General features: G+C 64.8%; 6 protein-coding genes. All 6 read left to right on the top strand.

Annotation, left to right across the window (positions count from 1 at the left end; all coding sequences use genetic code 11):
- The first annotated feature begins 293 nt into the window (after positions 1-293).
- The gene (locus ACVOLR_RS07910) at positions 294-3,230 is read left to right on the top strand and encodes a TonB-dependent receptor (RefSeq protein WP_481535953.1); all 2,937 of its coding nucleotides are present in this window, start codon (positions 294-296) and stop codon (positions 3,228-3,230) included.
- 28 nt (positions 3,231-3,258) lie between these two features.
- Entirely contained in the window at positions 3,259-5,532 is a 2,274-nt protein-coding gene (locus ACVOLR_RS07905; RefSeq protein ID WP_481535952.1) for a WD40/YVTN/BNR-like repeat-containing protein, read from the top strand.
- A gap of 17 nt (positions 5,533-5,549) precedes the next feature.
- Entirely contained in the window at positions 5,550-7,451 is a 1,902-nt protein-coding gene (locus ACVOLR_RS07900; protein WP_481535988.1) for a sialate O-acetylesterase, read from the top strand.
- A 67-nt stretch (positions 7,452-7,518) separates the two neighbouring features.
- Positions 7,519-9,210 carry a GH35 family beta-galactosidase gene (locus tag ACVOLR_RS07895; protein WP_481535951.1) on the top strand — a complete coding sequence of 564 codons (1,692 nt, stop codon included), beginning with the start codon at positions 7,519-7,521 and terminating at the stop codon, positions 9,208-9,210.
- 52 nt (positions 9,211-9,262) lie between these two features.
- A complete protein-coding gene (locus ACVOLR_RS07890) occupies positions 9,263-12,130 on the top strand; it encodes a TIM-barrel domain-containing protein (protein ID WP_481535950.1) in 2,868 nt (955 codons plus the stop codon).
- Positions 12,131-12,227: 97 nt separating this feature from the next.
- Entirely contained in the window at positions 12,228-14,609 is a 2,382-nt protein-coding gene (locus tag ACVOLR_RS07885) for a glycoside hydrolase family 95 protein (protein ID WP_481535987.1), read from the top strand.
- Positions 14,610-14,620 lie beyond the last annotated feature (11 nt).

Raw genomic sequence — 14,620 nt, 5'->3', positions numbered from 1 at the left:
TTCCGATATACATCCTGCGCATTTTTTCATTGGTCGGGAATGTATGCCCGCGCCTATGCTCGCCGCCGTGGTGGTCAATGACCATCGGTATCAGGGTCGGTGGTCGCAGGCACAGGGGATGCAGGCGCAGCCATCGGCAACGAAGGATGTGAAGAGCGGTTAGTCGAGTGCCTTGCCAATGCGGGGTGCGTTAGTACGCGGTTTTCAATCTGCTTCACCTGGTACCAAAGGCGCAATGACGTCGGTGCTGGGAAAAATCAAATCGTCGCCATGTGTCCTGGGAGGGAACACTCATGTCAACGTTCCAGCGCCGCCTTACGGTGGCCAATAGTGCGCGCCGCCGTGCGTGTACCGGTCTGCAACCCACTGTGCTTGCCCTGAGTGTTGCGCTACTGCTGTCGGCAGCTGCACAGGCGCAGGACGCAGCGCCCGCCAAAGCCACCGAGCTCGACAAGGTCCAGGTTACCGGCACCCGCGGCAGCCTGACCAAGGCGCAGGTGATCAAGGAAACCAGCGACCAGATCGTCGATTCAATCGTTGCCGAAGATATCGGCAAGCTGCCTGACAACAACGTCGCCGAAGCCCTGCAGCGCATCAGCGGCGTGCAGATCACCCGCAACAAGGGTGAAGGCAGCGACATCATGGTGCGCGGCCTCACCCAGGTGCGCAGCGAGCTCAATGGCCGTGACATCTTCACCGCCAACAGCGGCCGTGCACTGAGCTGGGAAGACGTGCCGGCCGAGTTGCTGGGTGGCGTGGATGTCTACAAGAACCCAAGCGCCGAGTTGATCGAAGGCGGCCTCGGTGGCTTGGTCAACCTGCGCACGCGCATGCCATTCGATCAGGAAGGCATGAAGCTGTCCGGCAGCTTCACCGTCAACAAGTGGGACCTGCGCGATTCGGTGCAGCCCTCGGCCTCGTTCCTGTTCTCCAACCGCTGGAACACCAATGCCGGCGAGTTCGGCGTGCTGTTCAACATCGCCCACCAGGAAGGTCAGTACCGCGAAGACCGCATCAACATGGGCAGCTATCTTGCTTATGACGATGTGCCCGGCTACGAAGGCAAGGAAGTAGTGGTGCCCAGTGAAGTTGGCATGTACAGCCACTTCGGTGACCGCGAGCGCGACGGCCAGTACATTGCGTTGCAGTGGAAGCCCAACGACGATATCGAGCTGTACGCCACCGGCCTGCGCTCGGACTACAAGTTCCGCAACCGCGAGTACAGCGTGCGCGTGGGCAACCTCAACAACAACACCCAGGATCTGGTGAACGGGTCCAACAAGGGCTGGGGTTTCGTTTCACCGAGCATTCCCGGCTATGAGAATTTCAACGACCCGTTTGGCTTCGATGGCAACGGCGAGTTCGAGTACGGCACCTTCAACAATGCGCTGGTGACCACCACTTCGCGCATGGACTGGCGCAACTCGGTCACCACCGATCTTGCATTGGGCGGAAAGTGGCAGGTCAATGACAACCTGCACCTTTCCACCGACTTCCAGTACATCGATGCCACCACCGAAAGCGTCAACTACTGGGTGGACCTGCTGGCCGGCCAGGTGGATCCGGATGACTGGCGTGGCTGGGCCAATCTGTACGGCGTGCCGCCGGTGAAGGTCGACATGACCGGCAAGTACCCGACCGTGACCGTGCTGGACCGCGACACCGGCAAGCCGATCGACGGCTATATGAGCGACATCAGCAACTACGGTGGCTGGTACTCGCACCTGGACAAGCGCGATAACAACGACGCCGACCAGTTCTCCTGGCGCGCCGACCTGCGCTGGGATTTCCTCGACAGCGATCTGCTCAACGACCTGCGTATGGGCGTGCGTTACACCGATCGTTCGGCCATCACCCGCAGTTCGGGCTGGAACTGGCAGAAGATCGCTCCGGCCGGCACCGACAATGCCTGGGGTAGCTTCTCGGCAGCACCGTTCAAGGACTACCCGGACGCCTGTTACCGCCTGTTCCCGTTCAGCGATCACTTCCGTGGCGACAGCGGCCTGCCGACCGGTTATGTGGCCTGCGACCAGATGGTCGCCGACTACGAAAAAACCGTACGCATGTTCGGCCACGATCCGGTTGCGTACAACCCGACCACCGACATCCGTGATTACACCGAGAACACCTACGCTGCCTATGCGATGTTGCGCCTGGGCAAGGACGACGCACGCTTCCCCTGGGATGCCAACGTCGGCGTGCGCGTGGTGCGTACCGAAACCTCGGTCAAGGGTTACGAGCTGGAGCAGAACTCGCCGTCCAATGACGTGTCGAAGATCGACGTCACCCATTCCTATACCGACGTTCTGCCGAGCCTGAACTTCCGCATGTTCCTGACCGACAGCCTGCAGTGGCGCATTGCGGCCTCGCGTGCGATGTCGCGACCGGACTTCGACCTGCTCGACCCCTATGTCTACCTCAACGACACCTTCTTCGACTTCAATACCGGCGGCGTGTCCTATGCCAGCCGTGGCAATCCTTACCTGAAGCCGATGTACTCCAACCAGTTGGATACCTCGCTGGAATGGTACTTCGGCCAGGGCTCGATGCTGTACGGCACCGCGTTCTACAAGAAGGTGAAGGGTTTCTACTATTACGACACCATCGCGGCCAATTACTACGACGCCAACTTCGACGTGCCGCTGGAGGGTTCGACCACTGGGGAAACCCGAGCCTGCGTCAGCGCCGAGTGCGTGCGTGAGTTCCAGCTGCAGACGCGCTCCAACGGCAAGGACGGCAAGATCAAGGGTCTGGAACTTGGCTACCGCCAGTTCTTCACCTTCCTGCCAGGCGCGCTTGATGGCCTGGGCTTTGAAGCCAACTACACGTATGTGGACAGCAAAGCGCCGGCACCGGATGCCGCAGGCACCGATGGCGTGGAGATCTCCTACCTGCCGTTGGAAGGGCTGTCCAAGAACAGCTACAACGTGGTGCTGATGTACGAAAAGTCTCGCGTCTCGTTCCGCGCTGCCTACAACTGGCGTGATACCTGGCTGGTCACCACGCGTCCGCCGAATGCCGGCCATGTGCCGCAGTACCACGACGCCACCGGCCAGCTGGATGCTTCGCTGCGCATCAACCTCAACGAGATCTGGTCGCTGACACTTGATGGCACCAACCTGCTCGATGAAGTGCGCTCGGACTACTACGGCAGCAGCAGCCGCCCGAATGGCTGGTACGTCAATGATCGCCGTTATGGCATGAGCATCCGGGCCAACCTGGATCTGTAAACGCGGCTTGTGTAGATGGAGGTGCGGTATGGCAGGTATCAGGCGCTTCACCACAGGTGGCAGGCAGCGGCATGCGGCCACCACCAGCGCAGGATATCTGCGGCGATGGTTGGCGGCAGCGGCACTGCTGCTGCCAACCCTGCTCTGCGTGCCGGCCGCACAGGCCGGCGCTGAGCCGGACTACCAGTGGCACAACGTCGCCATCGGCGGCGGCGGCTTCGTCACCGGGCTGGTCTTCCACCCGCAGCAACAGGGGCTGCAGTACGCGCGCACCGATATTGGTGGCGCGTACCGCTGGGAGCCGGTGCAGCAGCGCTGGCAACCCTTGCTGGACTGGATGGATGCCAGCGACCAGGGGCGCTTCGGCGTGGAAAGCATGGCTGTCGATCCAGCCGACCCCGACCGCCTGTACATGGCTGTGGGCACCTATCTGCACGAGCGTGGCAGCAATGGCGTGATCCTGCGTTCGGACGACCGCGGGCAGAGCTTCCAGCGCACCGAGCTGCCGTTCAAGATGGGCGGCAACGAGCTGGGACGTGCCAATGGTGAGCGCCTGGCGGTCGACCCGAACGATGGCAAGGTACTGCTGTTCGGCACCCGCGCCAACGGCGTGTGGCGCAGTGCCGACGGTGGTGTCAGCTGGAGCGAGTTGACGTCGTTCCCGGCAATCGCCAAATCCCCCGCAGCCAGCGCGCAGAGCTGGGGCGGTGCGCAGGCCATCGGCGTGGCCTTCATCAATTTCGAGCCGGGCAGCAAGGGCGGCGACGGTGCATCGCGCACCGTGTACGCCGGCGTCTCGACGCAGCAGACCGCGCTGTACCGCTCCGACGATGCCGGCAGCAGCTGGCAGGCAGTGCCGGGCCAGCCCACTGGCTTGCGTCCCAACCACATGGTGCGTGACAGCCTGGGCCGCTGGTTGCTGAGCTATGGCGACCAGCCCGGCCCCAACACCATGAACAACGGTGCGCTGTGGCGCTTTGATCCGCGCGACGGTGCATGGACCGACATCACTCCGGTGCCGCAGTCCAGCGACCTGCAGGGCGATGGCTTCGGCTGGGGCGCGGTAGCGGTGGACCCGCAGGACCCGCAGCGCATCGTCGCCAGCACCTTCAACCGCTTCGCGCCGCATGACGACATCTTCCGCAGCGTCGATGGCGGCCGCAGCTGGACCGCGCTGTCCACCCGCGCCGACTTCGACCATTCCTATGCACCGTGGACCGAGGAGGCGCGGCCGCATTGGATCGGCGTGCTGGCAATCGATCCGCATGATCCCGGTCACCTGCAGTTCGTCACCGGCTACGGCATCTGGGATACGCGCGACCTGCGCAGCTTCGACGAGGGCAAGCGCCTGACCTGGCGTTTCCCCTTGGCCGGCTTCGAGGAGACCGTTCCGCTGGCGCTGGTCAGCCCGCCGCAGGGCGCGCACCTGGTCAGTGGCCTGGGCGACATCGACGGCTTCGTGCATGACGATCTGGACACGCCACAGCAGCGGTTTGCCGGCGTGCGCTTCTCCAATACCGAAAGCCTTGCCTATGCCGGGCAGGCACCGCAGCTGATGGTGCGTACCGGCTATTTCCATGGCCGCCCTGAAGGCGCGGTGCGCGCGGCCTGGTCGAAGGATGGCGGGCGCAGCTGGACGGCATTCGCGCACGAGCCGCCCGATGGCGAAGGTGCAGGCCGCATCACCCTGGCCGCCGATGGCAAGCGGGTGATCTGGCAGACCCGCAATGGTGGCCATTGGCTCAGTGCCGATTTCGGTGGCCGCTGGCAGGCGGTGAAAGGCCTGCCGAAGAATGCGGTGGTGGAAGCGGACAAGCTGGAGGCCGGCGTGTACTACGGCTTCGATCCGGTCAGTGGCGCGCTGTATGTCAGTGGCGACGGCGGCGTGGAATTCCGCCAAGCCGAAGCCGGTGTTGGCGCGGTGGGTGATTGGTTCCGTGCCGAGATCCGTCCGAATCCGTGGCAGGCCGGTGAGGCCTGGGTTGCCGCCGGCTGGCGAGGCCTGTTGCACTGGTCGCCGGGCAAGTTGCGCCGTGTGGAAGGCCTGGACAACGTGTTCTCGGTCGGGCTGGGCAAGCCGCTCAAGGATGGTGACACGCCGGTGCTGTTCGTATTCGGCGAGATGGCCGGCAAGCGTGGCCTGTACCGCTCGGACAACGGTGGCCGCCGCTGGACCCGCATCGACAACGACGCGCAGCGCTTTGGCGGCGTGATCCGTCACGTCACCGGAGATACGCGTATTACCGGCCGCGTCTATTTCGGCACCGAAGGCCGTGGCATCTGGTACGGAGAATCGAAGTGAAGCAGTGGTTCGCAGTGATGGGCCTGGCAGCGCTTGCCAGCAGTGCACAGGCAGTGGAGCTGCCGCGCGTGTTCGCCGACGGCATGGTGCTGCAGCGTGACCAGCCCTTGCCGGTATGGGGCAAGGCTGCGCCAGGCGCACAGGTGCGTATCGATTTTGCTGGCAGGCAGGTGACGGTGAAGGCCGCCGCCGACGGCAACTGGCGCGCGCAGTTGGCCGCGCTGCCCGCTGGCGGCCCGTATGTGCTGAGCATCGACGACAAGGCTGGGCAAAAGCAGTTGCGTGACGTCTACGTAGGTGAAGTGTGGCTGGCCTCGGGCCAGTCCAACATGGAATGGCCACTGGCCCAGACCGATGGCGCCGAGGCGGCGATTGCAGCTGCCAATGATCCGCTGATCCGCCATTTCAAGATTCCCAAGTCGTGGGCCGGCGCACCGCAGTGGCAGCTCAATGGCGGCGACTGGCGGCAGGCAACCCCGCGCACTGCCGGCGACTTCTCGGCAGTGGCGTATTACTTCGCACAGCAGCTGCGTGCGCGCACCGGTGTTGCGGTTGGCATCATCGACAGCACCTGGGGCGGCAGCACCATCGAAGCATGGACCGACGCAGCAACGCAGGGCCTGGACGGCGCCGCGCTGGCCGCGCAGGCGGCTGCATTGCGCGACGCCGATGCCAAGGCATTGCAGGTTACCCACGCCAACCTTGCGCGCTGGCCGCAGCTGCCGGCCGATGCCAGCCACTGGCATGAGGCCGATGTCGATGCGGCGCAGTGGACCACTATCAGCGTGCCCGGCCTGTGGGAAAGCCAAGGCTGGAATGGCATGGACGGCGTTGCCTGGTACCGTGCCAGCTTCCGTCTCAGTGCCGATGAAGCCGCCAAGGGCGTGACCCTGGGCGTTGGCCGCATCGACGACAGCGACACCACCTGGGTCAACGGCCAGCAGGTCGGCGAAACCAAGCTGCAGTACAACCTGGCGCGTCGCTACAGCGTGCCCGCGTCCGCATTGCACGCCGGGATCAACCATGTCGCGGTGCGCGTGCAGGACTTCGGTGGCGGTGGTGGCATCCACGGCGAAGCCAGCGAAGTGTTCGTGCAGCCGCAGGGCGCCGCTGCGCGTGCGCTGGATGGCTGGAGCTTCCGCGTCGAGAGCGCGCAGGTCGCGCTGGTCGATGACAAGAACCAGCATCCAACCCTGCTGTACAACGCGATGATCCATCCGCTGCAGGATTACGGCGTGCGTGGCGTGCTCTGGTACCAGGGCGAATCCAACGCCAACACCTTGCCGCAGGCACAGAAGTACCGGCAGCAGTTCCCTGCATTGATCACGCAATGGCGCGCGCAGTGGAAGGCACCTGCGCTGCCGTTCCTGTGGGTGCAGCTGGCGCCGTTCTCATCCGGTGCGGACAAGCGCGATGCCGCTGATGTGGCAATCGAAAGCCCATGGGCCCTGCTGCGTGAATCGCAGGGCGCGACGCTGGCACTGCCGGCAACCGCGCAGGTGGTGATCACCGACGTTGGTGATGTGCACGACATCCATCCGCGCAACAAACGCACGGTGGGCGACCGTCTGGCCCTGGCTGCAGGGAAGCTGGTTTATGGCGACAGCACGATCGTTGCATCCGGCCCGAGCTATGTGGGCCATGACGTGCAGGGCAGCAGCGTGGTGCTGCGCTTCGACGCGGGCGCTGCGCCGTTGCGGGCAGGCGCGGGCGGGGAACTGAAGGGCTTTGAAGTTGCAGGCAGAGATGGGTATTTCCATCGCGCGCAGGCACGCATCGATGGCAACCGGGTGATCCTGCAGAGCAATGCAGTGAAAGCGCCGGTGGCCGCACGTTACGGCTGGAGTGATACCGCGCAGGCCGCGAATCTGACGGGTGCCACCGGCTTGCCGGCGTCACCTTTCCGCACCGGGCCATGACGGCACCGCTTTTCTGTACCGGGCCATGACGGCCCGGGTTCCCTGCAAGAAGCAAGAGGAAACGACCATGAAGCTGACTTCCCAACGTCCCGCGTCGATCAATGCCGGCTTGTTTGCCGCCGCAATGGCCATGTTGCTGGCGGCTTGCGGTGGTTCGAGCCCTGACGCGTCCGCGCCGCAGGCAGGTGACGCCAAGGCTGCGGCGGCAAGCCCAGCGAGCGCGACCGAGCTGCCCAAGGTTGTCACCGAAAATGGTCGTCATGCCTTGCTGGTCGATGGCAAGCCGTTCCTGATCCTCGGCGCGCAGGTCAACAACTCCAGCAACTACCCGCAGGCGTTGGACGATGTTTGGCCGGCGATCGAGCTGGTTAAACCGAATACAGTGATGGTGCCGGTGGCCTGGGAGCAGGTGGAAGCCAAGGAGGGCAGCTTCGACTTCTCCTTCGTCGACACGCTGCTTGAGCAAGCCCGCGAAAAGAAAGTGCGGCTGATCCTGCTGTGGTTCGCCACCTGGAAGAACAACGGTCCGAACTACGCGCCGGAATGGGTGAAGCTGGACAACCAGCGCTTCCCGCGGGTGATCACCGCCGACGGCCGCACCCTCAACTCGCTGTCACCGCATGCACCGGCAACCCTGGAAGCCGACCGCAAGGCCTTCGTGCAGCTGATGCGTCACCTCAAGGCCAAGGACCCGCAGCACACCGTGATCATGGTGCAGCCGCAGAACGAGCCGGGCACCTATGGCAGCGTGCGTGACTTCTCGCCACTTGCGCAGAAGGATTTCGACGCTGCCGTGCCCGAAGCATTGCTGAAGAAGCTGGGCAAGCAGCCGGGGACGTGGCGCGAGGTATTCGGCAGTGATGCCGATGAGATCTTCCATGCCTGGCATATTGCCCATTTCATCGATCAGGTCGCTGCGGCCGGCAAGGCCGAGTACAACCTGCCGATGCTGGTCAATGCCGCGCTGCGTGGGCCGTTCAATCCGGGTCAGCCGGGTTCCTATGCCAGCGGTGGTCCCACCGACAACGTACTGGATGTATACAAGGCCGCGGCGCCGAACATCGATCTGTTGGCACCGGACATCTACATGCCGGATTACGCGCTGTACACCACCGTGCTGGACCGCTACGCGCGTGACGACAATCCCTTGTTCGTCGCCGAAACCGGCAACCGCGCCGAGTACGCCCGCTACATCTTCTCGACCTTGGGTCATCAGGGCATAGGCTGGTCACCGTTCGGGATCGATTACTCGAAGTACAGCAACTACCCGCTCGGTGCCAAGGACATCAACCCGGCCGCGTTCGAGCCGTTCGCGCTGAATTACCGGCTGCTGACGCCGGCGGCCGAGGTTATCGCCAAGGCCAGCTTCGAGGGCAAGGTGCACGGCACCGCCGAGGAGCCGGGGCAGGGCACGCAGACGCTGAAGATCGACGACAAGTGGAATGCGGTCATCACCTACGGCGTGCCGCAGTTCTGGTTCCAGGGCACGCCACCGGGCAATGCGGAGCCAATCGGCCGTGCCTTGGTTGTGCAGTTGGGGCCCGATGAGTTCCTGCTGACCGGCGCGCATGCCCGCATCAGCCTGGTGGCCGCCGACCCGGCAGTCGCCGCACGGCAGATCTATCACTCGGTCGACGAAGGCACCTACGTCGATGGGCAATGGCAGTTCCGCCGTCGTTGGAACGGCGATCAAACCGATTACGGGCTCAACTTCTCCGATGCCACCCAGCTGTTGCGGGTGAAGTTGGCGACGTACTGAGCACTTGACCATAAGGCGCCGCCGCAGGGCGGCGCAGCGGAGGGGAATGATGATGTCGAAGAACAAATCTGCGTGTCTGCGCAGCAGCGTATTGGCACTGGCCGTGGCCGCCGCGATGGCACCACTGGCGGCGTCCGCACAGACCGTGGACCGGCAAGCCGATGGCGTGGTGGTTGCACCGGCCAATGCCAAGGCAGCCAAGGTCCGCCTGCAGTTGGTGGACCAGAACATCATCCGCGTCAGCGCGGACGTGGACGGTGATTTCCAGCGCAGCCCCAGCTTGATGCGCGTGGCCAACAGTGCGCCGGTGCCGGTATTCGAGGTCAGCCAGGATGCCAGCGCAGTGACCCTGAAGGCCGCGGGTATCTCCGCGCAGGTAGCATTGGCCGATGGCCGCGTCAGCTTCTTCGATGCCGCCGGCAAGCCGCTGCTGGCTGAGTCGGCCGCAACGCGTGATTTCAGCGCCGAGCAGGTGGAAGGCAAGCCGATGTACAGCGTGCGCCAGCGCTTCGATTCGGTCGAAGGCGAAGCGCTGTACGGCACCGGCCTGCACCAACAGGGCTGGATGAACCTCAAGGGTCGCGATGTCGAACTGCTCCAGCACAATATCGACAACGCCATTCCCTACCTGATCTCCAGCCGCAACTACGGCATCCTCTGGGACAACAACTCGATCACCCGTTACGGCGATCCCAAGGGCCTGCGACCGCTGCAGGAAGACCTGGTTGTCTATGACGCGCAGGGCAAGCCGGGTGCATTCACCGCGACCTATTCGTTCGATGGCCAGCAGCGTGTGGTGCGCCGCGAGAACGAGATCAACTACCAGTACATCAAGGACCTGAAGGCGCTGCCCGCCGAGGGCTGGAACAAGGCCCAGGGCGGCCGTACCCAGGTGGTGTGGGAAGGCGCCATCGAAGCCAAGCAGGGCGGGCGCCACACGTTCTCGATGTACAACAGCGAGTACGCCAAGGTCTACATCGACGGCAAGCTGGTGATCGACCGCTGGCGGCAGAACTGGAACCCGTGGCACCACGAGTTCGCGCTGGACCTGCAGCCGGGCCAGAAGCACCAGGTGAAGGTGGAATGGGACGCGATCGATCCGGCCTATATCGCGCTGCTGCATCGCGACCCGCTGCCGGCCGCCGAAGCCAATGATCTTTCGATCTGGTCTGAAGCCGGGCAGATGATCGACTACTACGTGGTTGCCGGCAGCAATGCCGATGAACTGATCGCCGGCTACCGCGAACTGACCGGCAAGGCCGTGCTGCTGCCGAAGTGGTCGTATGGCTTCTGGCAGAGCCGCGAGCGCTACAAGACGCAGGACGAGCTGACCGGTGCGCTGGACGAATACCGCCGTCGCAAGCTGCCGATCGACGCCATCGTGCTCGACTGGTCGTACTGGCCGGAAGACGCCTGGGGTTCGCACGACTTCGACAGCAAGAACTTCCCGGACCCGACCGGCATGATCAAGCACGTGCACGACCAGAACGCGCAGATCATGATTTCGGTGTGGCCGAAGTTCTACCCGACCACCGCCAACTACAAGGAACTCGACGCCGCCGGTGCCATGTATCACCGCAACGTCGAAGTTGGTGAGCTGGACTGGATCGGCAAGGGCTACCTGAATTCCTTCTACGACCCGTACTCGCAGAAGGGCCGCGACATCTTCTGGCGTCAGGTCAACGAGAAGCTCAACAGCCGTGGCATCGACGCCTGGTGGCTGGATGCCTCCGAGCCGGACCTGCACAGCAACATCGACATCGGTGAGCGCAAGGCGCGCACCACGCCGACCGCGATCGGTTCCTCGGTGGAGTACTTCAACTCCTATCCGCTGGTGCATTCCGAAGGCGTGTACGAAGGCTCGCGCGAGGTCGATCCGGACAAGCGCGTGTTCATCCTCTCGCGTGCTTACTTCGCCGGCCAGCAGCGCGCCGGTGCGGCGTTCTGGAGCGGCGACATCGTGCCGCGCTGGGACGACATGCGTGAGCAGATCTCCGGCCTGGTCAATGCCTCGATGGCCGGTGCGCCGAACGTCAGCTTCGACATCGGTGGCTTCTCGCCGGAGCAGCGCTTCATCGACAAGGACCCGGCGCACCTGCCGGAGTGGCGCGAGATGAGCCTGCGCTGGTTCCAGTACGGCGCCTTCGTGCCGGTGTTCCGCCTGCACGGCCAGTTCCCGTACCGCGAGATCTGGGAAATCGCCCCGGAAGGCTCGGCGCACTACAACAGCTTCGTCCACTACCTGAAGCTGCGTTACACGCTGCTGCCCTACATCTACACCTTGGCCGGTGATACCTGGCAGAAGGACGGCACCATCCTGCGCGCGATGGCGATGGACTTCCCGGCCGACCCCAAGGTGCGTGACATCGCCGACCAGTACCTGTTCGGCCCGGCCTTCCTGGTCGCGCCGGTGACCGAGTTCAAGGCCACCAGCCGCCAGGTCTACCTGCCGGCCGGCACCAGCTGGATCGACTTCAACACCGGCGAGCGTCATGCCGGTGGCCAGACCATCACCGCTGCCGCACCGCTGGAGCGCAGCCCGCTGTTCGTGCGTGCCGGCTCCATCGTCCCGCGCACCGTGGTCCAGCAATACGTGGATGAGCAGCCCAACGCAGCGGTCACCATCGAGGTCTATACCGGCGCCGACGGCAGCTTCTCGCTGTACGAGGACAACGGCCGCAACTATGGCTACGAGCGTGGCCAGTCCAGCCGCATCGCGCTGCAGTGGGACCAGGCCAAGGGCGTGCTGAGCATCGGTGCGCGCGAGGGCAGTTACCCGGGCATGCAGGACAAGCGCGAGCTGCGCGTGCGCTGGGTCGATGGCCCGCGTGACGGCATCGGCACGCTGGAGCCCAAGGCCGACGTGGTGCTGCGTTACGACGGCAAGGCGCAGGCCATCACCCGTCCGGCTGCCCGCTGACAGCGGCAGCCGAGTTCGGCATTATGGAAACCGGTGGACATTTGAGTCTGGGAGGGCCGGAATGAACGCTGCAAACGGTCCTGCCCCGGTCGTCGGGATGACCACTGAAAGCGCCGGGCTGGCACAGCCCGGCCGCCGTGCGCTGTTCAAGGGCGCGGCGGCTGCGCTGGCCGTCGGCAACCTGCCGCTGGCCGGCATGCTGCAGGCCGCGACGCCGGAAGTCGCGGCATCGGTCGCCGACCTGCTGTGGTACCGGCAGCCGGCGCGCAGCTGGGTGGAGGCCTTGCCGCTGGGCAATGGCCGGCTTGGCGCGATGGTGTTCGGTGGCGTCGCCAACGAGCGCCTGCAACTCAATGAAGACACGCTTTACGCCGGTGGCCCGTACAGCGCGGTCAACCCGCGTGCGCGCGACAGCGTGCAGCGCGTGCGTGAGCTGGTCTTCGCCGGTGACTATGCCGCCGCAGAAGCACTGGCCAACGAGACGCTGATCTCGCGGCCGGTCAAACAGATGCCGTACCAGCCGCTGGGCAACCTGTGGCTGGAATTCCATCGCCTGGAAGGCATCAGCGATTACCGCCGTGAGCTGGACTTGGATGCGGCCATTGCCCGCACCACGTTCCGCGCCGGTGCCGGCCTGCACCGCCGTGAGGTGTTCATCTCGCCGGTCGATCAATGCCTGGTGCTGCGTTACACCGTGGAAGATGGCGAACCGATGGGCGGCTTCATCCGCACCGCCAACGAGCACGCCACCAGCACGAGCGCCACCGACGATGGTTGGCTGGTCAGCGGCCACAACGTGTCGCGCGACGGTGTGCCCGGCAAGCTGCGTTTTGCGTTCCGTGTGCAGGTACGCCACGTTGGCGGCAAGCTGCGCATCAACACCGATCACATCGCCTTCGACGGCGTGCGTGAGCTGGAACTGCGACTGGTCGCCGCCACCAGCTACCGCGCCTTCGATGACGTCGGCGGCGATCCGGAAGCGATCACCGCCGCACAGTTGTCCAAGGCCGCAGGCAGAAACGCCGCGCAGCTGCGCGCCGATCACCTAGTCGAACACCAGCGCCTGTACCGGCGCATGCTCCTGGACCTGGGCCGCACTGTTGCCGCCGACAAGCCTACCGACGAACGCATCGCGGCCTTTGCCAGCGGTGATGATCCGGCACTGGTCGCGCTGTACCACGCCTATGCCCGTTACCTGTTGATCTGCAGCTCGCGTCCCGGCACCCAGCCGGCCAACCTGCAGGGCATCTGGAACGATCTGATGGACCCGCCGTGGGAGAGCAAGTACACGCTCAACATCAACACGCAGATGAACTACTGGCCGGCCGAAGCGGCGGCCTTGCCCGAATGCGTGGAGCCCTTGCAGCGGATGATCGGCGAACTGGCCCGCAGCGGCGCGCTCACCGCGCAGCAGATGTACGGCGTCGATGGCTGGGTGGTGCACAACAACACCGACCTGTGGCGCGTCAGCACGCCGCCCGATGGCGCGCAGTGGGCACTGTGGCCGACCGGCGGCGCATGGCTGCTGCAGCAGCTGTGGGACCGCTGGGACTATGGCCGCGACCCGGCTTACCTGCGCCAGGTCTGGCCGCTGTTCAAGGGCGCGGCACTGTTCTTCGTCAACAGCCTGCAGCGCGATCCGAACACCGGCCACCAGGTCACGGTGCCGTCGATCTCGCCGGAGAACCAGCATCCGCACGGCGCGGCGATCTGCGCCGGGCCGACCATGGATGCGCAGCTGCTACGCGACCTGTTCGGCCAATGCATCGAAGCCGCGCGCCTGCTCGATACCGATCACGCCTTCGCCGCACAACTGGACACGCTGCGTGCGCAGCTGCCGCCGAGCCGGGTCGGTCGCGCCGGCCAGCTGATGGAATGGCAGCAGGATTGGGACATGCAGGCGCCGGAACTGCAGCATCGGCACGTCTCGCATCTGTACGGCCTGCACCCGTCCAGCCAGATCAACCGCCGCGACACCCCCGAGCTCAGCGCCGCCGCACGCCGCACCCTGGAACTGCGCGGTGACGAAGCGACCGGGTGGGGCATCGCCTGGCGCCTGAACCTGTGGGCGCGGCTGGGCGAAGGCCAGCGTTGCCTGCAGATCCTGCGCCTGTTGCTGGCACCGCAGCGCAGCTATCCGAACCTGTTCGACGCACATCCGCCGTTCCAGATCGACGGCAATTTCGGTGGCGCCGCCGGCATCGTCGAGATGCTGGTGCAGAGCTGGGGCGGGGCGGTGTTCCTGCTGCCTGCGCTGCCGGCCGAACTGGCGCAGGGAAGCCTGCACGGCGTGCGTGTGCGCAATGCCGGCGTGCTCGACCTGCAGTGGAGCGCAGGCCGTCTGCAGCACGTTAGCCTGCTGGCCGAACGCGGCGGCGCCTTCAACCTCGTTTACCAAACCCACGAACTGAAACTGGACCTGCGTGCCGGCCAGCGCATCACCGCGCAGCTGCACGACGGTCAATGGAGTCTTGCATGAGTCACCTCGCT

This window comes from Stenotrophomonas sp. STEN030, from assembly GCF_056759995.1.
The sequence above is the reverse complement of the archived record's forward strand: the minus strand, read 5'-3'. Positions and strand labels throughout refer to the sequence as shown.